The sequence below is a fragment of the Streptomyces sp. NPDC021115 genome (assembly GCF_044333065.1).
Taxonomy (GTDB): domain Bacteria; phylum Actinomycetota; class Actinomycetes; order Streptomycetales; family Streptomycetaceae; genus Streptomyces.
This window is the reverse complement of record NZ_JBIRQF010000002.1, coordinates 1,013,924-1,039,378: the sequence shown is the minus strand read 5'-3', so window position 1 is coordinate 1,039,378 and position 25,455 is coordinate 1,013,924. Positions and strand designations below refer to the sequence as shown.

Genomic DNA, 25,455 nt, shown 5'->3' with positions numbered 1-25,455 from the left:
GGCAGACACCCCACTAAACCTGAGAAAACATCATGCGAGCAACCATCATTCACGCGCCCGGTGACATCCGGGTTGAGGACACCCCCGAGCCGAAGATCGTGGCACCGACGGACGCAGTCATACGCACCGTTGCCACCTGCGTGTGCGGCTCCGACCTATGGGACTATCGAGGCATCAACCCGGTCGCCGAGCCCCACCCGATCGGGCACGAGTACGTCGGCATCGTCGAAGAGGTGGGCAGCGACGTAGCGACCGTCAAGCCCGGCCAGTTCGTCATCGGCTCCTTCTTCGCCTCCGACAACACCTGCCCTATCTGCCGGACCGGCTACCACACCTCCTGCCAGCACCGGGAGTTCATCAACGGCTGCCAGGCCGAGTACGTCCGTATCCCCCTCGCCGACGGCACCCTGATCGCCACCCCGGAGCAGCCGACGGAGGAGCTGGTCCCGAGCTTGCTGGCCCTGTCCGACGTCATGGGCACCGGCTGGTACGCCGCCAAGGCGGCCGAGGTCGAGGCCGGTTCGACGGCCGTGGTCGTCGGCGACGGCGCGGTGGGCCTGTCCGGCGTCATCGCCGCGAAGGAGCTGGGCGCCGAGCGCATCATCGCTATGAGCCGGCACGAGTCCCGACAGAAGCTGGCCCTGGAGTTCGGCGCCACCGACATCATCACCGAGCGCGGAGAGGAGGGTGTCGCCCGCGTCAAGGAGCTGACGAACGGTGTCGGCGCCGACTCGGTCCTGGAGTGTGTCGGCACCCAGCAGTCGATGCACCAGGCACTGCTGTCCACCCGCCCCGGCGGGGGCGTCGGCTTCGTCGGCGTTCCCCACAACGTGCAGGTCGACGGCGAGCAGCTCTTCTTCTCCCACGTCGGCCTGCGCGGTGGCCCCGCTCCCGTGCGTGCCTACCTTCCCGACCTGATCGACCGCGTGTTCAGCGGCCGTATCACCCCGGGCAAGGTCTTTGACCTCACCCTGTCCCTGGACGAAGTCGCCGAAGGTTACAAGGCCATGGACGAACGCCGCGCCATCAAGACGCTGCTGCGTCCATGACCCGAAGCCAGGCGGCGGTGGGTGCGAGATCGGCTGTGCCCGCAGCCGCCGGCACCACCGTCGCCGATGTGCGACCCCCTTCGTATGCCTTCCCCGGTCCCAGGAGTCCCCGCATGTCCGCCCCGCTCGCCGCGTCCCCATCCACTGCTGATGGTGCGCAGCAGCGCCGTCCGGCCCCCGTCTACGCGCTCTCGGCCGCCGTGCTCGGCTTCTTCGTCATCACCCTCGACGCCTCGGTTGTCAACGTTGCCCTACCCGACATCCGCGGTGACTTCGGCAGTGGCATGAGCGGACTGCAGTGGGTGATGGATGGCTACACGCTGATGTTCGCGGCGCTGCTGCTGTCCGCGGGTTCCCTGAGCGACCGGGCCGGTGCGCGGCGTGCCTTCGGGACCGGTCTGGCGGTGTTCGTCGCCTCCTCGGCGGCGTGCGGTGTGGCGCCCGACCTGGCGACGCTGATCATCGCTCGCATGGTGCAGGGCTTGGGCGCCGCGATGATGACGCCGTCGTCTCTGACGCTGATCCGCGAGGCCTATGGCGACCCGGCCAAGCGAGCCCGGGCGATCGGGCTGTGGACCATCGGCGGCGCCGTGGCCGCAGCCGCCGGCCCCGTGGCAGGGGGCGCCCTGAATCTGGTCAGCTGGCGGATGATCTTCTTCATCAACCTGCCGGTCGGTTTGGCCGCGCTGTTGCTGCTGGCCCGGGTGGCGCATTCACCGCGACGCGAGGTGCCGATGGACTGGGCCGGGCAGATCGCGGCCGTACTGGCCATGGGAGCGCTGACTTTCGGTGTGATCGAGGCCGGCGCCGACGGGCTCGGCGCGCCCCGCGTGCTCGTGTCGCTGACTATCAGCGTCCTGGCACTGGCGGTCTTCGTCAGCGCCCAGGCACGCGGAAAGCACCCGATGGTCCCGCTGGACCTGTTCCGCTCCCGGGTCGTGGTGATCGCCTCGGGGACCGGCTTCGCGTTCATCGGCGGCTTCCAGGGCATGGTGTTCGTCTACAGCATCTACTACCAGGAGCAGCGCGGGCTCTCGTCCTTCGCCACCGGCCTGGCCTTCGTACCGATGACCATCCTGTCCGGCTTCGTCAGCGTGCTGGCGGCCAGAATGGCAGAGAGGTTCGGACCCCGCGTGCCCATTGTCGGCGGCATGCTCTGCATGGGCACCGGCATGACGGTGCTGGCACTCCTGCCCGCCTCCACCCCCGTGTGGGCGCTGTCCCTCGTGATGCTTCCGGTGGGCATTTGCGGCCCGCTGGCCATGGCTCCGACGACGGCGGTCCTCCTGGACAACGTTCCCGCCCACCGCTCCGGCGTGGCCGCAGGCGTGTTCAACACCAGCCGCCAACTGGGCGGCGCCCTGGCCGTCGCGGTGTTCGGCGCCCTGCTGGCGGCCGACGACGACATCCTGCACGGCCTGCGCGAAAGCCTGGCCATCACCGCGGTGATGGCCTTCGTCAGCGCCGCGGCGAATCTGCTCCTGGTGCCGACCCGACGACCGTGACGAACCGCTTCCCGCCCTAGTCAAGGAATGTGGAGAAACACCGATGACGGCATGGACACGCGATGAACTCAACCGCATCGCCACCGCTGAGGAGTTGGAGATGGCGCCGCTCAGGCACAACGGCACCCTGCGGGGATCGGTGCCGATCTGGGTCGTCCGCGACGGTGACGACCTCTACGTCCGCTCCTTCCGAGGCACGGATGGCGGCTGGTGGCGCACGGCACGTGCGAGCCACGAGGGGCATATCCGCTCCGGCGGAGTCGACAAGGACGTCACCTTCGTGGAGGTGCAGGACGACGAGATCAACGACCGCATCGACACGGCGTACCGCACCAAGTACGGCCGCTACGGCGGCGCCTACGTCAACCCCATGGTCGCCGCGCGCTCCACGACGCTGCGGCTGATCCCCCGCTGAACAGGACTTCCGAAGGGCAAGACGGTCCCGGCGGAAGCCGCTGCCCTCCCCCCCCACCGGCAGCCGGTCCAGCACAGGAGTAAGCGCCATGCTCGGTCTTGAACTCGTCGTCGTCCTGGGCGCGGCCGTGCTGCTGGGCAATGCCCTGGGGCAGCGCTTCGGCGTCGCGCCGCCCGTCGTGCTGCTCGTCGTGGGCGCGCTTCTCGGCTTCGTCCCAGCCGTCCGCCAGACTCAACTCCCGCCCGACCTCGTACTGTTGCTCTTCCTCCCCGTGCTGCTGTACTGGGAGAGCCTGACCACGTCCATGCGCGAGATCCGCACGAACCTGCGCGGCATCGTCCTGCTCAGCACGGTCCTGGTGATCCTCACCGCGTGGGCCGTCGCCGCCGCCGGGCACGCGCTCGGACTGCCGTGGGGGGCGGCGTGGGTCCTGGGCGCGGCCGTTGCTCCCACCGACGCGACCGCGGTCGGCGCCCTGGCCGGTTCCCTGCCGCGCCGTGAGGTCACCGTGCTACGGGCGGAAAGCCTCGTCAACGATGGCACCGCGCTGGTCGTCTACGGGCTGGCGGTCGGCATCACCGTCGGCGAGGAGCACCTCACCCTTCCGCACGTCGGAGCGTTGTTCCTGCTGGCGTACGGCGGCGGGGCCGCTGTGGGCGTGGCGGTCGCCTGGGTCAACATGAGCCTGCGGCGCCACCTGGACGATCCCCTGCTGGGCAATCTCGTCATGATCCTGGCCCCGTTCACTGCCTATCTGCTCGCCGAACTGATCCACGCCTCCGGCGTGATCGCGGTCGTCGTGAGCGGACTGATCATGGCGCAGGTGGCTCCGAGCCTGATCCGCGCCGAGCACCGTCGCCAGGCGTTGGCCTTCTGGCCGCTGGCGACCTTCATCATCAACGGCACCCTGTTCGTCCTGGTCGGGGTGGAGCTCCAGTACGCGTTCCGCCACTTGAGCCGCTCCGATCTGCGGGTTGCCCTGATCGCGATCGCCGTGGTCAGCGTGGTGCTGGTCCTCGTTCGGTTCGCGTTCCTGTTCTCCTCCGCCTACCTGATCCGCCTGATCGACCGACGTCCGCAGCAGCGACTGCGGAGGATCAGTCACCGCGCCCGCACTGTCAGCGGCTTCGCGGGCTTCCGGGGCGCGGTGTCGCTGGCCGTTGCACTGTCCGTACCGGAGACCGTCGACTCGGGCGCCACCTTCCCCGACCGTGCCTTCATCGTGTTCGTCACCTCCGGCGTCATCGTGGTGACGCTCGTGGTGCAGGGTCTGCTGCTGCCGGGTGTGGTGCGCTGGGCCCGGCTGCCGCGCGACACGTCGGTCGACGAGGAGCAGATCCTCGCCGAGACCACGGCGACCGAGGAAGCCGTCAAGGCACTGCCGGAACTCGCCGCCCAGCTGGGGACCACTCCCAAGGTCACGGAGTGGCTGCGCCAGGAGCACGAAGCCCACCTGGCGACCGTACGGGCCAGAGGCGCCGGCACCGACGAAAATCCCGCCCTGCTCCACAACCGCCACTACACCGACCTCCACCTCGCCCTCATCGCCCACAAGCGCGCGACCGTCGTCCGCCTGCGCGATGAACAGCAGATAGACGACACCGTGCTGCGCCGGCTCCAGACCGCCCTGGACTACGAAGAGGTACGGCTGGCCGGACGCGAGCAGGTGGAGTGAGCCGAGCCGGCCTCGACCACGCAACGTCCCAGAGCCCAGGTCCGCTCTGCCTGCTCAGCGCACACGTCACACGGCGCCGTCCAGTCCCTCCGGCGTCCTCTCGATCGTGGACGCCAGAGAGCGCAAAGACTCGTGTGTCGGGCTTCCGGGCTCCGCGGTCCACACCACAAGCTGCTGCTCGGGATCCTCGGCGCACATGAAGGTGGACCGCTCAAGGGCCAGGTCGCCGACCACGGGATGCCGGAGCAACCTCGTGCCGCCGGCCCGCACGGCGACATCGTGCGAGGTCCACCACAGCCGGAACTGCGGATCCAGCGCGGAAAGCTCTTCGACGAGGGCTGTCAGTCGAGGGTCGTCGGGGTTCCGCCTGCTGTCCATGCGCAGGTGGGACAGGGCCAGGCGAGCCATGTCCTCCCAGTCCCGGTACAGCGCGCGGATCGCGGGCTCGGTGAACACCAGGCGCACATAGGTCCGCTGCTCCTCCGGGACACGCCCGAAGTCCATCACCAGGGCGGCGGCCATGGCGTTCCACGCCAGCAGGTCGGTGTTGCGCCCGATGACGAACCCCGCGGTCAGGTAGAGGTCGTCGAGCAGATGCCGCATCTGCGGCTGGACCCGTTGGCGAACGCTCCGGCCGACGGTGGGCGAGGACGTCTTCCCCGCGAGGGTCAGGAGGTACTCGTGCTGATCGCAGTGGAGGCGGAGCACCTGCGCGAGCACGTCGAGGACGGCCCTCGATGCCTGGACACGTCCCTGCTCAAGCCGGGTGTAGTAATCGGTACTGATCGTGGCCAGCCGAGCGACTTCCTCACGCCGCAGACCGGGAACACGCCGTGACTCACCGCTGCCGGGCAGCCCGGCCTCGCCGGGACTCAGCTTTGCACGGCGCGCCTTGAGGAAGGCCCCCAGTTCCTCAAGGCTCGGATCGCGTCGCACACCCACAGCTTCGCACGTTGCCGCGATCCCGCGCCAAACGCCCCTCCACCACAAACCCTGTCGTCACCTGGAGGCCGAGACGCCGGGCAAAGGGCACGAGGTGTGTGACCCCAGTCATCACCGAGGGGCTCCGCAAACCTTCCTCTGCTCCGCAGGAACACCCCGTAGTCCACCGGTTGCGGTCCGGAGCCCTTCTCGGTCCAAGGTGGCTCAGCGCGCCGGCGGACGGTCAGCGGCGCTCATACCGGTTGCCAGCCGAGGCGTGTAGTGCTTCTCGAGCGCAGCGATTTCTTCGTCCGTCAACGTGATGTCGAGGGCCGCGGCGGCATCCAGCAGTTGTCGCGGTTTGGAGGCCCCGACGATCGGGGCGCTGACGACTGGATTCGCCAAGACCCACGCGAGCGCGATCGTGGCCATGGACACCCCACGTGCCTGGGCCACCGACTGCACTGCGTTGACGATCTCCCGATTCGACTCCTCTTCGACGAACAGGCGCCCGTACGCGGGGTCGCTTTCGGATCGAAGGGTCTCCTCACCCCATGGCCGGGTAAGCCGACCGCGCGCCAGCGGGCTCCAGGGAACGCTCCCGACACCTTGATCGGCGAGCAGGCCGAACATCTCCCGTTCCTCTTCACGCATGAGGAGGTTGTACTGATCCTGCATGGAGACAAACCGCGTCCATCCATGCAGGTCAGCGGTGTATTGCAGCTTGGAGAACTCCCACGCCAGCATCGACGATGCACCGATGTAACGCACCTTGCCCGCCTTCACGACATCGTGAAGGGCCTCCATCGTCTCTTCAGCGGGCGTCTCGTAGTCGAGGCGATGGATCTGGTAGAGATCCACGTAGTCGGTGCCGAGCCGGGTCAGCGACGCGTCAATCTGCTCCATGATCGCCTTGCGTGACGTTCCGGAGCCACCGGGGCCGGTGTGCATCGGATAGAAGACCTTGGTGGCAAGCACGATGTCCTCGCGGCGCGAGTACTTCTTGATCGCGCGCCCGACAATCTCTTCCGAACTGCCGAAACTGTAGGCGTTGGCGGTGTCCCAGAATGTGATGCCCAGTTCGACAGCCTGCCGAAAGACCGGCTCCGATTCCTCTTCACTAAGTGCCCATTTACTGAAACCGCTCGAGGTATCCCCGAAAGTCATACAGCCGAGCGCGAGCCGACTGACAACGAGCCCTGAGGTTCCAAGTCGTGCATATTGCATAAATACTCCAGTTGACGGTAATAGCAAATTCCGCTGACGGATTGCAGCCGTGAGGCGGCCACCGAAGCAACAGGCGACGCGCTTGGCGTCGCGGTAGCGGTAGCGGTACAAGATCAAGCGGCCACACTTGACGCCTTGCTCGCCGAGCTACCAGGCGTACGCTTCGGGAGCCTCGCCTCCGGGACCCGGCCAGATCTCGTCGAGCTCTCGAAGAGTCTCCGGGGAAAGGCTCAGCTGCGGGGCTCGAAGTGTCTGGTACAGCTGCTCGGAGGTTCGCGGCCCGACGATGGTGGTCGCCACCGCCGGGTTGTTCAGCAGCCAGGCGAGCGCGACGTCGGCGGGTCGCTCGCCGAGGTCCGCGCACAGGGCTTCGTACCGTTCGAGCTGCGACCGGTAGTGCTCGACAGTGGCCAGGAAGTCGGGGGATGAGCGTCGACCGTTGTCGGCCTTCTGCAGGGCGCCGCCGAGCAGGCCGCCGCCCAGCGGGCTCCATGGGATCAGGCCGAGGCCGTAGTGGCGCAGCGCGGGGATCAGTTCGAGTTCGACCGTGCGGGCGTTGAGGTTGTAGAGGCTCTGCTCGGAGACGAGACCGAGGAAGTGGCGCTTGTCGGCTTCCTGCTGGGCGGTGGCGATGTGCCAGCCGGCGAAGTTGCTGCTGCCGACGTAGGTGACCTTGCCCTCGCGGACGAGTTGCTCCATGGCCTGCCAGATCTCGTCCCACGGTGTCGAACGGTCGACGTGGTGCATCTGATACAGGTCGATGTGGTCGGTCTTCAGCCGTCGTAGGCTGTCTTCGGCGGCCTTGCGGATCTTGTAGGCCGACAGGTACTTGTCGTTCGGGCCGGTACCCGTGGGCTGGTAGAGCTTGGTCGCCAGCACGATCTGGCCGCGCCGGCCACCGCCCTGGGCCAGCCAGCGGCCGATGATCTCTTCGGAGAGGCCATAGCCCACCTCCATGTCGGGCGACTGCGGGCCGCCGTACACGTCGGCGGTATCGACGAAGTTGATACCTTCCTCAACTGCGCGGTCGAGGATGGTGAAACTGCTGGACTCGTCGGTGACCCAGCCGAAGTTCATGGTCCCCAGGCCGAGCTTGCTCACCTTCAGACCTGTTCGGCCGAGGTGGTTGTACGTCATCGTCATCGGTGGTGCTTCTATCTGGTAGTGGCAGTACGTCGCGTACGGGGCCATCAGGTCTCGTACATCCGTTTGAAGGGCAGGGCAGGCCCCACCCCCGACAACCCGCCAGTTTCGTGGTCGGCGTACCGCCGCCGTTGACGTCGGCTACGTCGCCCGCTGACGTCTTTCTGTGTTGCCGGTCGTGGTTCTTCCTGTACGCGGACGTCCCGATGCAGCCCAAGGGTTGCACCGCAGCGGTCTCACCCTTGCGGTCCGAGTCAGGCCAGCGTCGCGATGTCGATCACGAACCGGTAGCGGACGTCGGAGGAGAGGACTCGCTCGTACGCCTCGTTGATCTTCTCAACCGGGATGGTCTCGATCTCCGCGCCGATGCCGTGCTCGCCACAGAAGTCCAGCATCTCCTGGGTCTCCCTGATTCCGCCGATCGACGAGCCGGCGTATGACCGGCCACGTGCGAGGAGGGAGAACACGTTCAGTGACAGTGGTTCCGCCGGAGCACCGACGTTGACCATGGTGCCGCCGACTGCCAGCAGCGAGAGGTAGGCATCGACGTCGAGCTTGGCGCTCACCGTGTTGATGATGAGGTCGAAGGTGCCCGCCAGTTCCTCGAAGGTGGCCGGGTCGCCCGTGGCGCGATAGTGGTCAGCACCCATGCGCAGACCATCGTCCATCTTCTTCAACGACTGGGATAGAACGGTCACTTCCGCGCCCATCGCATGCGCGAACTTGACGCCCATGTGCCCGAGTCCGCCCAGCCCGACGATAGCGACGTTCTTGCCAGGCCCGGCGCCCCAGCGATGCAGCGGCGAATAGGTGGTGATTCCCGCACACAGCAGCGGGGCGGCCTCGCCCAAGGCGACGCTGTCAGGGACACGGACGACGAAGTGCTCGTCGACGACGGTGTGGGTGGTGTATCCGCCCTGAGTCGGAGTCCCGTCCCTGTCCTGGGAACCGTAGGTGAGCGTGGTGCCGTTGAGGCAGTACTGTTCCTCACCCTTGCGGCAGGAGTCGCAGGTGCGGCACGAGTTGACCATGCAGCCAACGCCGACGCGGTCGCCGACAGTGTGCTTGGTGACCTCGGAGCCGACTTGGGTGACCACTCCGGCGATCTCGTGGCCGGGGGCCACGGGATAGTGCACCGGACCCCAGTCGCCACGGACGTGGTGGATGTCCGAGTGGCAGATGCCGACGTACTTGTTCTCGATCAGGACATCGTGCGGGCCGACATCGCGGCGCTCGATGGTGGTCTGAGTGAGCGGTTCGGTCGCGCACGTAGCGGCGTACGCGTTGACGCTGAACACGATTCTCCAAACGGGGATGAAACTGGTCGTAGCCGCAGCAACCACGGTTGTCACTGCATGCCTGTAGGCAGCCTCGTCCGCCACGGATCGCTCGCTCAGGAGGCCTGAATTTCACGGGACCGATGTTGTGCGGCATCCGTCCGGACGCAAGAGTCCTTGGCCGCGTCCGCTGCTGCCATACATAACAAGCTGCCACGTCCAGCCATCTGTGTACAGGGGAAGGTTTTATCCTGGGAAAAATCCTTCCCCCCTTCAGGATCGAGTGCTCTGGGTACGATGATTTCTGGCTCGCGGCGAGAAATGCATTAAGCCTCGCCATGTCACACCGCAAGAAGTGAGGAACGGCCGGATGAAGGTCATTGGACTGAGCGAGTTCGGCGGCCCGGAAGTACTGCAGTCGTTCGAGCTCCCGGACCCGCGCCCTGAAGCCGGCGAAGTGCGGCTCCGTGTTCACGCCGCCGGGGTGAATCCGGTCGACGCGATGGTCCGGTCCGAGCAGTTGGGGCAGATGTACCAGGGCCTCACCCCGCCCTTCGTTCCCGGGATGGAGGTCGCCGGAACCGTCGAAGAGGTAGGAAGCGACGTCGACCATCGCTGGGGCCTGGTACCAGGTGCGCACGTCGTCGGATTTGTTGACAACAGTGGGAGCCACGGTGGCTACAGCGAATATCTCGCCCTTTCCGCGGAGTCCGTGGCCATCGCTCCCTCGGGAGCGTCAGCTGCCGAGACAGCCGGTTTCCTCAACAATGCGCTCACTGCTCGGAATGTGCTCGACGCATTCCGGCTGCGACCAGGAACAACAATCCTGGTGACGGGGGCCGCGGGATCGGTCGGCGGATACCTTGTCGAACTCGCTGCCGCCGAGGGCCTTCGTGTCGTGGCGGTCGCGGCCGAGAACGATGTGGACCTCGTGCGCTCGCTGGGAGCACAGGTAGTGGTCCCCCGCGGCCCTGGCATCGCCGAGCGGGTACGCGATGAGCTTGGCGCTCCGGTGGACGCTGTCGCCGACGCCGCCTTGCTGCACGAACAGATCACTCCCGCCGTCCGTGACGGCGGCCAGATCGGCATCCTGCGCGTCTGGGACGGCGATCCCGGGCGTGGAATCAGTGTCAAGCACCTCAACGTGCGCGAGCGGCGGTCGGACCGGGACGCCATCGTCCGTCTCTGCGACCAGGTCGAGGACGGCACCATCACGCTCCGCCCCGCCATGACCTTCGACGCGAGCGATGCGGTGGCCGCGCACATCCGCCTGGACCAGGGCGGCCTGCGTGAGCGGATCGTGCTCAATTTCGACCGCGGCATGTGAGGGCACGCCTCACCAGAAGCCGCTTCGCTTAAGTAGACGCCCGGAATACCGAATGCCCTCTTGCTCTCGCTTCCCATCCGAACATTATCCGGAATTCAAGAGCAAACGACATATTCGGCAATAAGGAGAAAACATGCACACGCGAATGCTCGGACAAGACCTGCGTGTCTCGGCTATCGGCCTCGGCGCGATGGGAATGTCGCAGAGTTATGGTCCCAACCCTGGTGACCGAAACGACATGATCGCCGTGCTCCGTGGGGCCGTCGACCAAGGGGTCACGTTCATCGACACCGCGGAGGTCTACGGCCCCTACGTCAACGAGGAGCTCGTCGGTGAAGCCCTCGCCCCGGTGCGTGATCAGGTAGTGATCGCCACCAAGTTCGGTTTCCGCATCGAGAACGGTGCTCCCGTCGGACTCAACAGCCGCCCCGAACAGATCCGTGCGGTCGCTACAGCCTCCCTCAAGCGGCTCCGGGTCGAAACGATCGACCTCTTCTACCAGCACCGCGTCGACCCGGAGGTGCCGATCGAAGACGTCGCCGGCACAGTGGGCGAACTCGTCCAGGAGGGCAAGGTCCGCTGCTTCGGGCTCTCCGAGGCCAGTGCGCAAACCATCCACCGTGCACATGCCGTCCACCCGGTGACGGCAGTGCAGAGCGAGTACTCACTGTGGACACGGGATCCCGAGCAGCAGGTTCTGCCGACCTGCACGGCACTCGGGATCGGCTTCGTGCCGTTCAGCCCGCTCGGCAAAGGATTCCTGACCGGGACGGTGGACGCGTCGACATCGTTCGCGGATGGCGACGTCCGCACGACGATCCCTCGGTTCACGGCGGAGAACCGGGCGGCGAACCGGGCTCTCGTCGAGCACATCGCAACGCTCGCCCAGGCCAAGGGTGCCACGCCCGGGCAGGTCGCACTCGCCTGGCTCATTGCGCAGCATTCATCGATCGTGCCGATTCCCGGAACGCGGCGTATCGCCCGCATCGAGGAGAACATCGGCGCCACCCAGCTGCCGCTCTCCGCAGACGAACTGACAGCCCTCAACGAACTCGCCAGTCGAGTCGGGGTACAGGGTAACCGTTACAACGAGCACCACATGTCGCTTGTCGACAAGTAACGGCCGACGGGAGAGTCCAGGCCGTCGCGGCCGAAGCAGGTGCCACTCCCGCGCAGATCGTTCTTGTTTGGCTGCATGCGCAGGGTGGCAACATCTCACCCATTCCTGGTACCAAGCGCGTGCACCGGGTCGAGGAGAACACCGCAGCCGATTGCGTCCATCTGGCCGCTGTGCAGATCCAAGAGCCCAGCAGCCTGCCGCCCGCCGCGGGTGAGACGCACACGGAGGCGGGACTGCAGATGCTCGCTCGAACGCTGACCTCAGGAGGCATCCACGGCACCCCCAGTCGGCGTTCCGGGAATGCCTCATGCCGTCGGTCGACCATCCCCTGCCTGCCCGACGTTCGAACAGCACTCGCGTCCGCACAACCGTGCTCTGTCGATACCTTCAGAGCGATCACGCTGCCCGAAGACAGACACCCCAACATGGTCACTCACCGTGAAGCACCCTGCCGCACCGGCACCGCGGCCGACTGACCGCCGATCTCGCAGTAACCACGGGAGGCACTCCCCCAGCGGGCCTCGGTGACACCAAGCCCAAGGTGGCATGGCCTCAGCCAAACGGCTGGTTGAGGCCATCCCGCCTCCTGCCGTTACCCCCCTGGTTACGCGGCCCACTGGCGGAGCCCCAGAGTCCCCTGATCGCCATGTGGAAAATGGACCCTTTTCCACATGGTGGGCTGTCCTAGCCTCGTCGGCATGACAATGAACAACGCGTCCCTGACGCACCACGACGCTGAGGGCGCCACTGCTTTGTTGGAGGAGTTGTGTGACGCGTACGCGGACGCGTACGGGGTGGAATCGCACGAGGAGAAGACGAGCGCGTTCCGCCCGCCGGGCGGAGAAACAGTTCACACGGCCTGGCTTCACCCTGGTGGTTGCGCGGGCTGAAGGCCGGCTCGTCGGGTTCGTGTTCGGCTACACCCTGCCGGTCGGGGACACGCACTGGTGGGGAGGGGTGCAGCCGGAGCCGTCGGCGGCGTTCTTGGAGGAGACGGGGTCGCGGACGTGGGTGCTGTCGGAGATCGAGGTGCGGCGCGCGTGGCAGGGGAATGGCGTGGGCCGGACGCTGCATGACGCGGTGCTCGGCACTCGGAGCGAGGAGCGAGCAACGCTCGCGACGGGCCCAGACGCTCCGGCGCAGAAGGTGTACACCGGCTGGGGGTGGCAGCTGGTCGGCAGGATTCCCGGGGATGATGACGACTACTACTCGGCCTACGACTTGTTCGTGCTGGAGCTGCCGGTCAGCCGGTAGTGGGCCAGAAAGTCGTCGAGCTTGCGCACGGCCCGGCTGCGCTGCCAGGGCGTGAGGGCCGTGCGAAGGTCGGCGATGCGCTCGGTGATGCGTGGGGAGCGGTTGAAGCTGGAGATTCGGGCGATATCGCCGACGATGGCGCTGGCGTCGCTGACCTTGTCCGCCACGCGGTCCACACCGCATTCGGCACCCTGGCCACCGTCGGCGCCGACTTCAGGGTCATCCGTACGCGCAGTGTGGACGCCGCCATCGCTGAAGCCCTCGTTTGTGGGGTCAAGCCAGGCACGCAGCCTCACCACGACGGCATGACACATCGTGGAGGCTGCCCGATGTGGGCCACACTCACCAACCTGGTCAGCGCGTCGCCGTGGGTGCTGCTGTTCCCTCCGCCCAGCCCTCACCGGCATCACCATCTTCGCCGTCAGCTGCATAGGCCTTCGGGGCACGGCGCCCCAGGAACGCCCAGCCATCCTTCGCGAATGCGCGGAGATGACACGGGCGCTCAGCAAATTTCCACCCTTTAGACGGCAGCGATAGCACATGAGCATCCCCAGTGCGTGGGGTTGACCGAGAACGTGCTGGGACTTCGGCACGGCCAGGACGTAGCCGGCTCCGGCCCAGCGTGTGGCGGAAGCGCCATTCCTGGCCGTAGGCGGAATCCGCGGTCACCCAGGCGATCGGCAGCGGGGAGGCCAGGGCGCAGGCGACCATTGCCTTGGCAAGTTCGCCCTTGTTGCGAACCCCTGGTCTTCCCCAAGGACGGTGGCGATCCTCGCCCCCACTACTCTCGCAGCCCGATGGCGTGTACCGGCGCCGTACCCAGCGCCCATCGGGTGGGCAGCAGGATCGCCAGCGCGCCGATCACAGCCGCCGCCGCAACGATCCCCGAGTACAGCAGCGGAGGGATGTACGGCCATGGTGATCCGGTCAGTCCGAGGCTGACGGTCACCAGGGGAAGCAAGGGCACCGCACTGCCGATGACCACCGCGGTGATCACGACGATGACTGTCTCCACCCTCATCATGAGCGTCACCTGCCGGGCGGGGGCGCCCACGAGCCGGAGCAGGGCGAACTCCCGTACGCGGCTCAGGGTTGCCATCACCAGCGTGTTGGCGACCGCGATGGCCAGGTACCCGAAGACCAGGGCCAGCGGAAGGGCGCTGGTGAGCACGCTGGACGCCGCCCGGTCCTCCTGAGCGGCCGACATGCCCGCGTCATCGAGGACGTCGGTCCCGGGGTAGCGCTCGCCGAGATCGTCCAGCGCGGCTTTGACCTTGTCCTTGTCGGCGTCGGGCGTCGCCTTGACGAACACGGAGTCGTCCACGCGCCGGTTGCTGTGCTGGAAAACGGTGCTCTGCGGCAGGGTGACATCACCGAACCCCAGTCCCCGCTGGTAGACCGCCACCACTACCGGCTTGGCTTCCACGCCGTCGGGCAGATGCAGCCGGGCCTGCTCGCCCACGCTCACACCCAGCGTGTCGGCGGCGCCGCTGCTGAGGGCCACGGTCCCCTCGCGCAGCCGGTTCACGCTGCCGTCGGTCACCTTCAGGTCCATGGTCTTCTCCAGCCCTTCGGGGGTGACCCCCTGGGCCTGGTACTCGAAGATTTCCGGCGAGCCCCATAGCGGGCGCGAGGCGGACAGCTCCACGCGGACGACTCCGGTGGCCGCGGCCACGCCTGGCAGACGGGCCGCGTCCGTGGCCGCGGGCACGGGGACGCCGCCCGCGGCGCCGCTCAGGGTGAAGTCGGCCACCGTGCCTTGTTCCGCTTGGTCCCGGGCGGCCTCGGCGGTCGTGGTGGGGATGAAAAGCTGCACCATCGCGAATCCGATCGCGAGCGTCAGCGGGCCGATCCCGGCGGCCAGCCGCCTCGCGTTGGCCCGGGTATTGGCCACCGCCAGCCGGCCGTGGGGGCCGGTGCGCCCGCGGACAGGTCGGGCCAGCAGATGTGTCGAGAGGCTCACCACCGGAGGGCTCAGAAGCAGCACCGCGATCACCATCACCAGGCCACCGGTGCCCGCTCCGGCTACGGCGAAGATGCTGCCGAAGAACAGCGGCAGCAGGGCGGCGGCGACACCGAGCAGGAACAGCGCCACGCCCAGAGTCACCCGGCCCCGGCCCAGTTTCGGCTGGTCCACGGCCGCTTCGCCCATCGCCTCCACCGGACGGATGGCCACCGCACGCCGGGCCACACCAAGGGCCGCCACTTCGGCGGCGATGATGCCGGCGGCCACGGCGACGAGCATGGGTACCGGCCCGTAGGAGAGCGCGAAGTCCTCGGGCACCATGCCGATGGTGGTCAGCGCCGCCCGCATGAGCTGGGCGACCAGAATTCCGGGGAAGCAGCCGAGCACTGTTGCCACACCCGAGACGAGCAGTGCCTCGGCGGCCATCATCTTGTAGACCTGCCGGGGAGTGGCGGCGATGGCGCGCAGCAGGGCCAGTTCACGACGGCGCTGGTGCACGTTGAGTGCCAGGGTACTCGCCACCACGATCATCACGATGAGGATGACCGTCGCGCCGAGCGAGCCGGCCAGTTCCTGGAGTTCTTCCCGAGCGTTGGCCACATCGGGGTTCTCCACCTGGCTGCGGTCCGAGCCGGTTCGCGTGCTGACCGCCTGCCCGGGCAGGGCGTCCTCGATCCTTTCCGCGAGCTTCTCCGCGTCAGTTCCCGACGTGGCGATGACTCCGACTGCCTGCACCCGGCCTGGGTCGCGGGACAGCCGCGTCGCGTCGGATTCGGTGAAGAAGATGGGGGCGGAGCGCAGCTGTGTGTCCGCGGACTTGAGCCTGGCGATGCCGGTGACCGTGAACCGGGCGGCGGACTGGGTGGTCGCCAGCTTCACCCGGTCTCCCGGGGCGAGCTCAGCCCGCTCGGCGAGGTGTTCGTCGAGCACGACCTCGCCGGTCCGCTCCGGTGCCCGTCCACCGGTCAGTTCGAAGGGGCCGAGGACCGCGCTGTCCCAGCCGTGTCCCGTGGAGGGCCGGTCGTTGTCGCCGTCCACCAGGTCGCCGGAGCCGTTCACCACCTGGGCGGGGAAGCTGATATCGCCGACGGCCTTGCGGACGCCCGGTACCCGGGCGATCTCGCGGACCAGGCCGCGGTCCAGCGCGGCCGGTTCGGCCAGCGGCTTCTCCTTGGTCTTGCCGTCACGGACCTTGAAGGTCTGTTCGCCGCTGACGACAACGGCGGCTCCCGCGTAACGCTGGGTGGGGACGCCGGACCCGATGCCCGACTGGAGAAGGATGCCGAACGCGGTGACCAAGGCGGATGCGCCGACCAGCGCGACGAACGCACCGACGAGTCCCGCCTTGCGTTCCCTGAGGGTCATGCGGACGAGTCGGAAGATCATCGTTCACCACTCCCCGAGGCGTGTCATGCGCTCCGCCACCCGCTCGGGTGTCGGGAACCTCATCACCTCGGCGAAGCAGCCGTCGGCGAGGAAGGCCACTTGGTGCGCGTGGGAGGCCGCGACGGGGTCGTGGGTGACCATCACCACCGTGTGCCCGGTGGTGTCCACGACGTGGCGCAGGAGCTGGAGGACCTGCCGTCCGGTGCGGGTGTCCAGGGCTCCGGTCGGCTCATCGGCGAAGATGACTTCGGGGCGGGTGATCAGAGCCCTGGCGATGGCCACCCGCTGCTGCTGGCCGCCGGAGAGCTGGGAGGGCCGGTGGCCCGTACGGTCGGCCAGTCCGACCTGGTGCACGACCTGATCGAACCATGCGGGTTCCGGCGTCTGCCCGGCGAGCATCATGGGCAGGGTGATGTTCTCCGCCACCGTCAGCGAGGCGAGCAGGTTGTAGGCCTGGAAGATGAATCCGACCCGTTCCCGGCGGAGCATCGTGAGTTCGGCCTCGTTCAGTGTCGCCAGGTCCGTGCCGCCCAGGTGCACCGAACCGGAGCTGGGCCGGTCGAGTCCCGCCGCGCAGTGCAGGAAAGTGCTCTTGCCCGCGCCGGAGGGACCCATGACAGCGGTGAAGCTGCCCCGATCGAAATTGATGGTCAGGTCACGCAGGGCCGCGATCTTCCCCGCGCCCCGTCGGTACGTCTTGCTCACGCCCTGGAGCTGGACCGCCCAGCGGCTTCCGGATTGCGGCGCGGCGATCCCCGCAACCGTGTCCTGTGTTTCGCCGCTGGATATCCCGCCGGCACCCGCACCTTGACCCACCGCCGTTTTCCCCCTTTGACGAAGAGTTCATCTGCTGTCCGCACCAACGCTAAGGACGTGGATTGCCACAGGACACGGTGTGCACTGGTAGATAAAAGGTGCAGCTTGCTGCACCTTTTATCTACCAGTCGCCACCAGGAACAAGGCAGCGAGCTGGACGCCGGTGATAATGTGCGCACGACGTGTGTGGAGGGGTGGGGCGGGAGATGACTGTGGGCTACCACAGAACTATCCACACGGACTCCGTTCGCACGATGACCTGGCGGGCATTCGTCTCCCGGTTCTTTGCGTCCGTGCCGTATGTCCTGCTCAGCGGTGGCACCGCGCTGGTCGGCCTGCTGGGGCTGTATGCGCTGCTCTTCGTCTTCGCGCTGAGCCTGCTGGGGCCAGGGCTGTTGCTGTTGCCTGCCTCCCTGAGCCGATTACGCCGCAGCGCCGACGCCCATCGCCGCCGGGCAGCGGAGGTACTGGGCACCGGGATCGGGTCGGACTACCGCGTGCCCAAGGGCGGTCTGCTGGTCCAGGCGCACACCATGCTGACCGACCGGGCCACCTACGCCGATCTCGCGTGGCTGCCGCTACACGCACTTCTGGGACTGTTCAACTGCGCTCTGGCGCTCGGCCTGTGCGTGGGAGCGGTGAGCTGGCTGACCACTCCGCTGTGGTGGCTTCTCGTACCGCGGGTGCAGTTCCTCTTCTGGGAGGTCAGCTCCTGGACGGATTCGCTGGCAGCGGTGGCCGTCGGCTTGGCCTACGCCGCGCTGGCCGCGTTCCTCGTACCGACGCTGGCCCGGTCCCACGCGCGGATGACCCGTTTCCTGCTCAAGGCACGGCGCCGCAAGGTGGCCCTCGCACGCCGGATCGAGGAACTGACCGCATCGCGCGCCGAGGCCCTCGACGCCCATGCCGCGGAGCTGCGCCGCATCGAGCGCGATCTGCACGACGGCGCCCAGGCCGGTCTGGTGAGCATCTCCCTGCACCTTGGCCTGATCAAACAGGCGGTCACCCGCCACCCGGAACAGCTGCCGGAAATGATCGGCCGGACGCACGAACTGGCCGAGCAGGCCCTGGCACAGCTGCGCCAGGCCGTGCGCGCCATCTTCCCCCCGATCCTCGTCGACCGCGGACTGGCCGAAGCGGTACGGTCCCTCGTCGCCGCTTGCCAGGTGCCCACCGAGCTGGACGTCGAGATGGCCACGGCGGGTGGGCGGGCTCCCATCGCCGTCGAATCCGCCGCGTACTTCGTGGTTGCCGAAGCCCTGACGAACGTCGCCAAACACAGCGGCGCCACCGAGGCCCAGGTCCGGCTGCACACCACGAGGGACAGGATTCTGATCTCCGTGTGGGACAACGGCCGGGGCGGTGCGTCGGAGGACGCCGGAAGCGGGATCCGGGGTATCAGGCGCCGAGTCGCGGCGTTCGATGGGACTACAGAGCTGACCAGCCCGGACAAAGGGCCGACCACACTCCGAGTGGAGCTGCCGTGCGGATCGTGATCGCCGAGGACAACACCCTGCTGCGGGAGGGACTGTCGCTCCTGCTGACCAACGCCGGGCATGAAATCTGCGCGATGGTGGCGGACGGGGGCAGCCTCCTGCCCACGCTTTTGGAACACCGGCCGGACGTCGCCGTTCTGGACGTTCGGCTGCCGCCGGACTTCCGGGACGAGGGGCTGCGCGCCGCGATGGCCGCCCGGATGGAGATCCCCGGCCTGCCGGTACTGGTGCTGTCCCAGTACGTCGAGCAGGCTTACGCGTCCAAGCTGCTCGCCCAGGATGCCTCCGGGGTCGGATACCTGCTCAAGGACCGGATCGGCCGCATCGAGGAGTTCCTCCAAGCACTGGAACGGGTCGCGGAGGGCGGTGTCGCGATAGATCCCGAGGCGATCTCACAGCTCATGGTCCGCAGAACACGCAACGACCCGTTGGCCGCGCTCAGTTCGCGGGAGCGCGAGGTGCTGTCCCTGATGGCCGAAGGGCATGGCAACACCGCCATCGGAAGGCTCTTGTTCATCGCCGAGACCTCGGTGAACAAGCACATCGGGAACATCTTCAGCAAACTCGGTCTTCCCACGACCGACGGCAGCCACCGACGCGTACGCGCCGTGCTCGCGTACCTGAACGCCGCCAACGCATGAACAAGGGGCGTGCCGGCCACGTCCAGTCACACCCCTCAGCCCGGCAGGCACCGCGCCACCCCGATCAGCTCACGGTGGCGCGCCAGACCCCCAGACGATGAATCCCGACATGCCGGCTACACCAAGCTGAGCGTCACATTGATACAGACACCCACTGCCACAATGGCCAGCAACACCCACGGCCACAACCGACGTTCTTTTGGAGCCTGCCATTCAGACATCATGTTTCCTTTCGCCGTGAGGAATGAAGAACAGAACGGCCCGGAGTTGGGCTCACTGCACAGTGAGAATAATTCCCGGGGAGGAGCCCCGGGAGTCAAGCTTCCTGCAGTCCACAGGTGCAGTTCTCTGCACCCGTCCCCACACACCGGACTGTTCCGTCATCCGCTGCGTGAGATCACGGACCGCGGCCCACACCACCACGGCGGGTCGCGTTGGAGAACACCCGATGCCAGGCGGGCTCAGATCTGCGCGCTGTCCGTCACCGCCGAAGAGGTGCCGCCCCGCAGGGAAGTGAGAAGTCGGATCTGGAATGGCGGCTCACGCGGTTAGCAGTCGCCGGTTGGTGTCGGCGCCACCGAAGCAGTGCCGCGTGAGCTGAGCGAGTGCGGTGTGGTGGATGTCGTGCGCGCCGAGGTTGCCGAGCGACTGGAGGTTGCGGCGCAGTCGACTGCGCCCGCGCACGCTGACCGAGCCGCGCAGCTGCGCGCGGAGGCGGCCGTGCTGCTTCGCTTCCTCCACGGTCCCAGCACCGCATAGGGAACGGCGTCGTCTCGCACCCGAGCGGCGTGGGAGCAGGGCTGGGGATAGGTACGACCACCGCGTGACGCTCCGGACGGCACCGTGGCGTAAGCGGAACAGTCCGCTCCTCCTCGTGAGGACCAGGAGAAGAGCGGTCGCGGTCAGTCTCCGCGGCCAGGGGTACGTCCTCCGCGGGCGGGCGTACGGCGGGATCGAGCCCGGCTCCACACCGGACTGTCGAGGAAATGGTTGTCGAAGCGGTCCTGAGCGTCCAGGATCTCCTGCGGGTCGGCGGTTCCCCGGCGGACTCGGTCCAGCAGGCGGAAGTACTCGAATCGCTCGACGCCGGGGGCGATGACGATCAGCACATCGGCGTCCGAACCCGGCTCGGCCGCGAAGGCGTGCGGCATGCCCGGGGGCACGACAAGGAAGTCGCCTTCGTCCGCGATGATCACCTCATCCCCGGCGAGCGCCTGAAGTCTGCCGCCGAGGACGAAGAAGAGTTCGGCGGAGTTGTTGTGGTGGTGCGGCACCGCCCCGTCGGCACCCTGACGCAAGGTCACCCGCTGACTGCTCAGCGCCCCTGAGGTGGTGCTGGAATCGGCGAAGAGCCGCGTGGTGTTCGCCGCACCGCTCAGCGTTTCCGCCTCGGCCTCCCGCAGGAATACCGCACTTCGGCCATCTGAGGTGATCAAGGACATCTGTCGCTTCCGTTCATCCGGCCCGACTTTCGCCAGAGCAGTTGGTTACGCGTCGAATAGTACGACAGCGAATTATCTGGTCTCGAATAGCATGGGGCACGTGGTGAAGAAGACTCAGCAGAGCCAGAAGACCGGGCAGTCGCAGCACACCGACACGGTGGACGAGGTCCTTGCCCAGTGGCAGCGGGAACGACCTGATCTGGACCTCGTGGCCATGGGTGTCTTCGGCAGGCTCGGGCAGCTCTCCCTCCTCCTTGCCCCGGCCCTCGATGAGGTGTTCACCCGCCACGGCCTGCAGTCCGGCGAGTTCGACGTGCTGGCCGCCTTGCGCCGCTCGGGTCCCCCGTACACCCTGATTCCGTCGGTGCTCGCCAAGACCCTGATGCTCTCCCGCGCCGGAATGACCAACCGTCTGGACCGCCTGGAGGCGGCGGGCCTGGTGGAACGCACCCTCGATCCCGCCGACCGCCGCAGCTTCCGGGTCTCCCTCACCGGCCGCGGCTATGAAGTCGTCGACGCCGCCGTGACCGACCACGTCGCCAACGAGAACCGCCTCCTCGCGTCGCTCACCGCGGAAGAACGCGCGACTCTCCACCGGGCCCTGCGCGGCCTCCTCCGCGCCGTGAGTGACACCGGGCCGACCCGCGCTGTGTAAACGCCGGGCATCGGTCCGCGCGCCCAGCACGGCCCGGAATCCGAAGTGACGCCACGGCGTGCAGGGCGTTCCCGGCACGGCCTGCGCCCGGCTGGCCTGGCTGGTCAAGGGCACGAACGCGGTCTCCGGCAGGTCCTGGACGAGGACATCGCCCGCCTGTCCCCGCTGCGCCACGCGAACCTCAACTGCCTGGGCCGCTACAGCTTCCGTGGCGCCGTCCCCGCCGGCGGTGGTCCGCGCCCGCTGCGGGACCCGGCCTCCGGCGATGCGGACGAGGCCGCCGAGCAGCCGTGAGCTCGCGGTCCCGGCCGAGCCGAGACGTGCTCGGCAGAGCGGTCACCTGGCGGGCAGCCCGATGCGTCGCAGCCATGCCTCGACTTCGGTGTCGGCGTCCTTGACCTCTTCGCCGCGTACTGCGAGGCCCTCGGCGAGGGTCGCTCCGGGGCAGGAGGCGGCGTAGTCGCGTTCGGTGGTGCCCAGGCCGCTCATGGCGTACGTGGTGACCGGGTGGACGGTCTTGCCGCGGAAGTCGAGGGCTTCGGTGAACGTCGTCATGATCATGGGTGCCCGGACGTTCCAGATGGGGCTGGCCAGGAGGATGGTGTCGTAGCCGTCGAGGGAGGGCCGGCGGCCTTCGATGGCCGGTCGGGCGTCGGTGTCCTGCTCGCGGACGTTGCGCTTCACCGTCGCGCCGTAGTCGCGCGGGTAGGGGACGGCGGCCTGGATCCGGTAGGTGTCGCAGGCGATGCGGCCGGTGATCTTCTCGGCGAGCACCTCGGTGTTGCCGACCTTCAGGTCGGTACGCCCGCCGTAGTAGTAGTTCTCGCCCGGGCGGGAGAAGCAGGCCAGCAGGACTCGTTTCACGGGGCTTCCGGTCGTCACGGCGGACTGGGAGGGAGCGGGGGAGGCGCTGGGCGGTGGTGAGGACGGTGAGCAGCCCGCAAGGTGGGTCACGCTCGAAGCGGCGGCTGCTGTCAGCAGCGCGCCGCGCAGAACGGTGCGCCGGCTCGGCAGGGCGGCATGGTGCTGTGGCGTGATCACGGTGGACGGCTCCCGGTGCGCCGCGAAGAGTGCGGGGCCGGGCGGGTGCCCCTGGCGTTCGGGGCACCCGCGGCCGACGAGGGGTTGTCTTGCCTTCAGCTGTCCAGGCGGCGCCTGGCGAGCCAGGTGACCATCTCGGGGTCGTGGTGGTCGAAGAACAGGGAGCTGCCGGTGTCGAGGGTGGCGATCTGGGCCATCTGCTCGTCGGTGAGCTCGAAGTCGAAGACGTCGAAGTTCTCGGCCATGCGCTCGGCCCGCACCGACTTGGGGATGGCGATGACGCCGCGCTGCGTGAGCCAGCGCAGCACGACCTGGGCGACGGACTTGCCGTGCTGCTTGCCGATCCCGGCGAGCAGCGGGTTGGTGAACAGGTCGTTCTTGCCTTCGGCGAACCCGCCCCAGGACTGGATCTGCACGCCGTGCTCGCGCATGAGGTCCTGGTAGTCGGCGCGCTGGAAGAAGGGGTGGGTCTCGATCTGGTTGACCTGCGGAGTGATCTCGTTGTTGAGGATCAGGTCGATCAGTCGGTCGGGGTAGAAGTTGGCGACGCCGATCGCCTTCGCCGCGCCCTCGCGGTTGAGCGCCTCCATGGCGCGCCACTGGCCGTAGACGTCGCCGAAGGGCTGGTGCATCAGGTACAGGTCGAGGTGATCCAGGCCCAGCTTGGTCAGGGACGTCTCGAACGCGCGGCGGGCGTTGTCCTGGGCGGGGGCGTCCTGGACCCACAGCTTGGTGGTGACGAACAGCTCCTCGCGCGGGATGCCGCTGGACTTGATGGCGTGACCGACGGCTTCTTCGTTGCCGTAGGCGGCGGCGGTGTCCAGCAGGCGGTAGCCGGCGGCCAGGGCTTCGGAGACGGCGCGCTCGGTGTCCTCGGCGGGGATCTGGTAGACACCGAAGCCGAGGAGCGGCATCTCGACGCCGTTGTTGAGGGTGACGGTCTGCATGAGCGGGACGTCCTTCGCTGTGCGGGTAGGGGGCGGGTGGTCAGGGGCGGAGGAGTGCCTTGAGGACCTGGCGGTCGGCCATGGCCCGGTAGGCGTCCGGTGCCCGGTCGAGGGGGAAGGTCTGGTCGAAGACGCGGCCGGGGCTGATGGTGCCGTCCACGACGTCGGCGAGCAGTTCGGGGATGTAGGCGCGGGCGGGGCTGGCGCCGCCGGTCAGGGTGATGTTGCGCATGAACCCGGCCGGGCCGATCGGTCCCTGCTCGTACTGGGGGACGCCGAGGCGGCTGATGGTGCCGCCGTCCAGGACCGCGCCCAGCGCGGTGTCGAGGGCCTGGCGGGTGCCGACGGCCTCGATGACCTTGTCCACGCCGCCGGTCAGCTCGCGGATCCGGGCGATGCCCTCCCGGCCGCGCTCGGCGACCACGTCGGTGGCGCCGAACTCGCGGCCCGGGCCGGTGCGGGCTTGGTGGCGGCCGGCGAGCACGATCCGCTCGGCACCGAGCCGCTTGGCGGCGATCACCGCGCACAGGCCGACCGCGCCGTCCCCGACCACCAGCACCGTATCCCCGCGGCCGACGCCGGCGGTGAAGGCGCCGTGGTGGCCGGTGGTCATCACGTCGGACAGCGCCAGCAGCGACGGCAGCAGCGCAGAGTCGGCAGCCACCGGCAGCTTCACCAAAGTGCCGTCCGCGTGCGGGACACGGACGGCTTCGCCCTGCCCTCCGTCCACGCCGTCGAAGCCGTACCGGCCGCCGTTGCGGCAGGAGATGTGCAGGCCCTTGACGCAGTAGTCGCAGGTGTTGTCGCTGTAGGTGAACGGGGCGACGACCAGATCACCGCTCTTCAGGCCGGTCACGTCCGGACCGGTCTCCTCGACGACACCGAGGAACTCGTGCCCCATGGGGCGGCCGGTGCCGGTGGCGGGCATCGAGGCGTAAGGCCACAGATCGCTGCCGCACACACAGGAGGCGACGACGCGAACCACGGCGTCGGTGGGCTGGACGATCTTCGGGTCGGGCCGGTCCTCGACGCGGACGTCACCGGCTCCGTACATCACTGCTGCACGCATCGGGGGATTACTCCAAACGGGGGTCGTGCGGGGTGGTGGGGATGGATCAGCGTTCGAGCATCCGGGCTTGGGCCTCGGTGTGGGTGGCGCCGGCGGCGGGCGGCAGGGTGGAGAGCTTGTCGAGCTGCTCGGCGGTCAGCGTGACCGTGTCGGCGGCGGCGTTCTCCTCGACCCGGCTGACGCGCTTGGTGCCGGGGATCGGGGCGATGTCATCGCCCTGGGCGAGCAGCCAGGCCAGTGCCACCTGCCCGGGCGTGGCACCGGCTTCGTCGGCCAGGGCCTTGACCTCGTCGGCGAGCGCCAGGTTGTGCTGGAAGTTCTCACCCGTGAAGCGCGGGTTGTCGCGACGGAAGTCGTTCTCGTCGAACTGGTCGGTGGAGCGCAAGGTGCCGGTCAGGAAGCCGCGGCCCAGCGGGGAGAACGGCACCAGGCCGATGTTCAGCTCCCGCAGGACGGGCAGGACGCGGTCCTCGATACCCCGGGTGAACAGGGAGTACTCGGACTGGACCGCGGTGACCGGCTGGACGGCGTGGGCGCGGCGGATGGTGTCCGGACCGGCCTCCGAGAGCCCGAAGGCGCGGACCTTGCCCTCGGCGATCAGCTCGCCCACGGCGCCGGCGGTCTCCTCGATCGGCGTGTTCGGGTCGACGCGGTGCTGGTAGTACAGGTCGATGTGGTCGGTGCCCAGCCGCTTCAGGGAACCCTCGACCGCGGTGCGGATGTTGGCCGGGCTGGAGTCCAGGTTCCACGCGCCTTCGCCGGCGTGCGAGACCAGGCCGAACTTGGTGGCCAGCACCACCTTCTCCCGGCGGCCCTTCAGCGCCCGCCCGAGCAGCTCCTCGTTGGTGTAGGGGCCGTAGATCTCGGCGGTGTCGATGAGCGTGACGCCCAGCTCAAGGGCTCGGTGCACGGTCCTGATCGACTCCGCGTCATCGGTGCCCGAGCCGGTGTAGCCGTGGGACATGCCCATCGCACCCAGCCCAATCCGGGAAACCTCCAGGTCACGCAGCTTGATGTACCGCATCTCGCCTTCTCCGGTCTGTGGTGTCGCCCGTCCCCTCGCTCTCGCCCGGCCCGGCAGGT

The 25,455-nt window shown here is 68.0% G+C and carries 22 protein-coding genes and 3 pseudogenes; 13 read left to right on the top strand and 12 right to left on the bottom strand.

Annotated features, from left to right (window positions below):
• The first annotated feature begins 32 nt into the window (after nt 1–32).
• From ACH4TL_RS10305 to ACH4TL_RS10290, 4 genes are all read left to right on the top strand, one after another.
• On the top strand, nt 33–1,049 hold the full coding sequence (locus ACH4TL_RS10305) for a zinc-dependent alcohol dehydrogenase family protein (RefSeq protein WP_398308996.1): 1,017 nt from the start codon (nt 33–35) through the stop codon (nt 1,047–1,049).
• A gap of 113 nt (nt 1,050–1,162) precedes the next feature.
• Nucleotides 1,163–2,554, top strand: a complete 1,392-nt coding sequence (locus tag ACH4TL_RS10300) for an MFS transporter (protein WP_398308999.1) — start codon at nt 1,163–1,165, stop codon at nt 2,552–2,554.
• Nucleotides 2,555–2,597: 43 nt separating this feature from the next.
• Nucleotides 2,598–2,969, top strand: a complete 372-nt coding sequence (locus tag ACH4TL_RS10295; protein WP_398309002.1) for a DUF2255 family protein — start codon at nt 2,598–2,600, stop codon at nt 2,967–2,969.
• Nucleotides 2,970–3,057: 88 nt separating this feature from the next.
• Nucleotides 3,058–4,644 (top strand): Na+/H+ antiporter, encoded by a 1,587-nt coding sequence (locus ACH4TL_RS10290; RefSeq protein ID WP_398309005.1) that lies wholly within the window; start codon nt 3,058–3,060, stop codon nt 4,642–4,644.
• 66 nt (nt 4,645–4,710) lie between these two features.
• On the opposite strand, the gene ACH4TL_RS10285 is transcribed toward ACH4TL_RS10290, so the two are convergent.
• The 4 genes from ACH4TL_RS10285 to ACH4TL_RS10270 form a co-directional block, all read right to left on the bottom strand.
• Complete coding sequence (locus tag ACH4TL_RS10285; protein WP_398309008.1) at nt 4,711–5,580, bottom strand: helix-turn-helix domain-containing protein; 870 nt, start codon at nt 5,578–5,580, stop codon at nt 4,711–4,713.
• Nucleotides 5,581–5,790: 210 nt separating this feature from the next.
• On the bottom strand, nt 5,791–6,792 hold the full coding sequence (locus tag ACH4TL_RS10280) for an aldo/keto reductase (protein WP_398311478.1): 1,002 nt from the start codon (nt 6,790–6,792) through the stop codon (nt 5,791–5,793).
• Between the two features lie 147 nt (nt 6,793–6,939).
• The gene (locus tag ACH4TL_RS10275) at nt 6,940–7,929 is read right to left on the bottom strand and encodes an aldo/keto reductase (protein WP_398311481.1); all 990 of its coding nucleotides are present in this window, start codon (nt 7,927–7,929) and stop codon (nt 6,940–6,942) included.
• A 260-nt stretch (nt 7,930–8,189) separates the two neighbouring features.
• Nucleotides 8,190–9,233, bottom strand: a complete 1,044-nt coding sequence (locus tag ACH4TL_RS10270; RefSeq protein WP_398311484.1) for an NAD(P)-dependent alcohol dehydrogenase — start codon at nt 9,231–9,233, stop codon at nt 8,190–8,192.
• A 349-nt stretch (nt 9,234–9,582) separates the two neighbouring features.
• Here ACH4TL_RS10270 and ACH4TL_RS10265 point away from each other — a divergent pair, with 349 nt between their 5' ends.
• From ACH4TL_RS10265 to ACH4TL_RS10250, 4 genes and pseudogenes are all read left to right on the top strand, one after another.
• Complete coding sequence (locus ACH4TL_RS10265; protein ID WP_398309011.1) at nt 9,583–10,539, top strand: zinc-binding alcohol dehydrogenase family protein; 957 nt, start codon at nt 9,583–9,585, stop codon at nt 10,537–10,539.
• Between the two features lie 133 nt (nt 10,540–10,672).
• Nucleotides 10,673–11,659, top strand: a complete 987-nt coding sequence (locus ACH4TL_RS10260; protein ID WP_398309014.1) for an aldo/keto reductase — start codon at nt 10,673–10,675, stop codon at nt 11,657–11,659.
• A 53-nt stretch (nt 11,660–11,712) separates the two neighbouring features.
• Nucleotides 11,713–12,135 (top strand): annotated as a pseudogene (locus ACH4TL_RS10255) (hypothetical protein); the annotation flags it as partial.
• A 292-nt stretch (nt 12,136–12,427) separates the two neighbouring features.
• Entirely contained in the window at nt 12,428–12,913 is a 486-nt protein-coding gene (locus ACH4TL_RS10250) for a GNAT family N-acetyltransferase (protein ID WP_398309017.1), read from the top strand.
• Here ACH4TL_RS10250 and ACH4TL_RS10245 read toward each other — a convergent pair.
• From ACH4TL_RS10245 to ACH4TL_RS10235, 3 genes are all read right to left on the bottom strand, one after another.
• Complete coding sequence (locus ACH4TL_RS10245; RefSeq protein WP_398425201.1) at nt 12,874–13,209, bottom strand: hypothetical protein; 336 nt, start codon at nt 13,207–13,209, stop codon at nt 12,874–12,876. The genes ACH4TL_RS10250 and ACH4TL_RS10245 overlap by 40 nt on opposite strands.
• Nucleotides 13,210–13,694: 485 nt before the next feature.
• Nucleotides 13,695–16,265, bottom strand: coding sequence for an ABC transporter permease (locus tag ACH4TL_RS10240; RefSeq protein WP_398309023.1), 2,571 nt, complete (start codon nt 16,263–16,265; stop codon nt 13,695–13,697).
• A 3-nt stretch (nt 16,266–16,268) separates the two neighbouring features.
• On the bottom strand, nt 16,269–17,018 hold the full coding sequence (locus tag ACH4TL_RS10235; RefSeq protein ID WP_398311487.1) for an ABC transporter ATP-binding protein: 750 nt from the start codon (nt 17,016–17,018) through the stop codon (nt 16,269–16,271).
• Nucleotides 17,019–17,335: 317 nt separating this feature from the next.
• On the opposite strand from ACH4TL_RS10235, the gene ACH4TL_RS10230 reads away from it, so the two are divergent.
• The 3 genes and pseudogenes from ACH4TL_RS10230 to ACH4TL_RS10220 all read left to right on the top strand — a co-directional run.
• Nucleotides 17,336–18,577 (top strand): sensor histidine kinase, encoded by a 1,242-nt coding sequence (locus ACH4TL_RS10230; protein WP_398309025.1) that lies wholly within the window; start codon nt 17,336–17,338, stop codon nt 18,575–18,577.
• Nucleotides 18,565–19,218, top strand: a complete 654-nt coding sequence (locus ACH4TL_RS10225; protein ID WP_398309028.1) for a LuxR C-terminal-related transcriptional regulator — start codon at nt 18,565–18,567, stop codon at nt 19,216–19,218. Before ACH4TL_RS10230 ends, ACH4TL_RS10225 begins: the two co-directional genes overlap by 13 nt.
• A 552-nt stretch (nt 19,219–19,770) precedes the next feature.
• Nucleotides 19,771–19,977 (top strand): annotated as a pseudogene (locus tag ACH4TL_RS10220) (hypothetical protein); the annotation flags it as partial.
• A gap of 143 nt (nt 19,978–20,120) precedes the next feature.
• On the opposite strand, the gene ACH4TL_RS10215 reads toward ACH4TL_RS10220, so the two are convergent.
• On the bottom strand, nt 20,121–20,660 hold the full coding sequence (locus ACH4TL_RS10215) for a cupin domain-containing protein (protein WP_398309031.1): 540 nt from the start codon (nt 20,658–20,660) through the stop codon (nt 20,121–20,123).
• 100 nt (nt 20,661–20,760) lie between these two features.
• Between ACH4TL_RS10215 and ACH4TL_RS10210 the strand changes: the two genes are divergently transcribed.
• Together ACH4TL_RS10210 and ACH4TL_RS10205 are read left to right on the top strand one after the other, a co-directional pair.
• Complete coding sequence (locus tag ACH4TL_RS10210; protein ID WP_398309034.1) at nt 20,761–21,315, top strand: MarR family winged helix-turn-helix transcriptional regulator; 555 nt, start codon at nt 20,761–20,763, stop codon at nt 21,313–21,315.
• Between the two features lie 90 nt (nt 21,316–21,405).
• Nucleotides 21,406–21,609, top strand: a pseudogene (locus tag ACH4TL_RS10205) (hypothetical protein); the annotation flags it as partial.
• Between the two features lie 42 nt (nt 21,610–21,651).
• Here ACH4TL_RS10205 and ACH4TL_RS10200 read toward each other — a convergent pair.
• From ACH4TL_RS10200 to ACH4TL_RS10185, 4 genes are all read right to left on the bottom strand, one after another.
• Nucleotides 21,652–22,356 (bottom strand): flavodoxin, encoded by a 705-nt coding sequence (locus ACH4TL_RS10200; RefSeq protein ID WP_398309037.1) that lies wholly within the window; start codon nt 22,354–22,356, stop codon nt 21,652–21,654.
• Between the two features lie 95 nt (nt 22,357–22,451).
• Nucleotides 22,452–23,303 (bottom strand): aldo/keto reductase, encoded by an 852-nt coding sequence (locus tag ACH4TL_RS10195; protein WP_398309040.1) that lies wholly within the window; start codon nt 23,301–23,303, stop codon nt 22,452–22,454.
• 40 nt (nt 23,304–23,343) lie between these two features.
• Nucleotides 23,344–24,372: an alcohol dehydrogenase catalytic domain-containing protein gene (locus ACH4TL_RS10190; RefSeq protein WP_398309043.1), complete on the bottom strand. Its 1,029-nt coding sequence runs from the start codon at nt 24,370–24,372 to the stop codon at nt 23,344–23,346.
• Nucleotides 24,373–24,418: 46 nt separating this feature from the next.
• Nucleotides 24,419–25,396, bottom strand: a complete 978-nt coding sequence (locus ACH4TL_RS10185) for an aldo/keto reductase (RefSeq protein WP_398309046.1) — start codon at nt 25,394–25,396, stop codon at nt 24,419–24,421.
• Nucleotides 25,397–25,455: the final 59 nt, after the last annotated feature.

Coding starts and splice junctions, on each gene's coding strand:
- ACH4TL_RS10265 (WP_398309011.1), top strand. CDS start 9,583: ATGAAGGTCATTGGACTGAGCGAGTTCGGCGGCCCGGAAGTACTGCAG.
- ACH4TL_RS10280 (WP_398311478.1), bottom strand. CDS start 6,792: ATGCAATATGCACGACTTGGAACCTCAGGGCTCGTTGTCAGTCGGCTC.
- ACH4TL_RS10240 (WP_398309023.1), bottom strand. CDS start 16,265: ATGATCTTCCGACTCGTCCGCATGACCCTCAGGGAACGCAAGGCGGGA.
- ACH4TL_RS10230 (WP_398309025.1), top strand. CDS start 17,336: ATGACCTGGCGGGCATTCGTCTCCCGGTTCTTTGCGTCCGTGCCGTAT.
- ACH4TL_RS10295 (WP_398309002.1), top strand. CDS start 2,598: ATGACGGCATGGACACGCGATGAACTCAACCGCATCGCCACCGCTGAG.
- ACH4TL_RS10305 (WP_398308996.1), top strand. CDS start 33: ATGCGAGCAACCATCATTCACGCGCCCGGTGACATCCGGGTTGAGGAC.
- ACH4TL_RS10300 (WP_398308999.1), top strand. CDS start 1,163: ATGTCCGCCCCGCTCGCCGCGTCCCCATCCACTGCTGATGGTGCGCAG.
- ACH4TL_RS10215 (WP_398309031.1), bottom strand. CDS start 20,660: ATGTCCTTGATCACCTCAGATGGCCGAAGTGCGGTATTCCTGCGGGAG.
- ACH4TL_RS10185 (WP_398309046.1), bottom strand. CDS start 25,396: ATGCGGTACATCAAGCTGCGTGACCTGGAGGTTTCCCGGATTGGGCTG.
- ACH4TL_RS10190 (WP_398309043.1), bottom strand. CDS start 24,372: ATGCGTGCAGCAGTGATGTACGGAGCCGGTGACGTCCGCGTCGAGGAC.
- ACH4TL_RS10275 (WP_398311481.1), bottom strand. CDS start 7,929: ATGACGTACAACCACCTCGGCCGAACAGGTCTGAAGGTGAGCAAGCTC.
- ACH4TL_RS10260 (WP_398309014.1), top strand. CDS start 10,673: ATGCACACGCGAATGCTCGGACAAGACCTGCGTGTCTCGGCTATCGGC.
- ACH4TL_RS10290 (WP_398309005.1), top strand. CDS start 3,058: ATGCTCGGTCTTGAACTCGTCGTCGTCCTGGGCGCGGCCGTGCTGCTG.
- ACH4TL_RS10195 (WP_398309040.1), bottom strand. CDS start 23,303: ATGCAGACCGTCACCCTCAACAACGGCGTCGAGATGCCGCTCCTCGGC.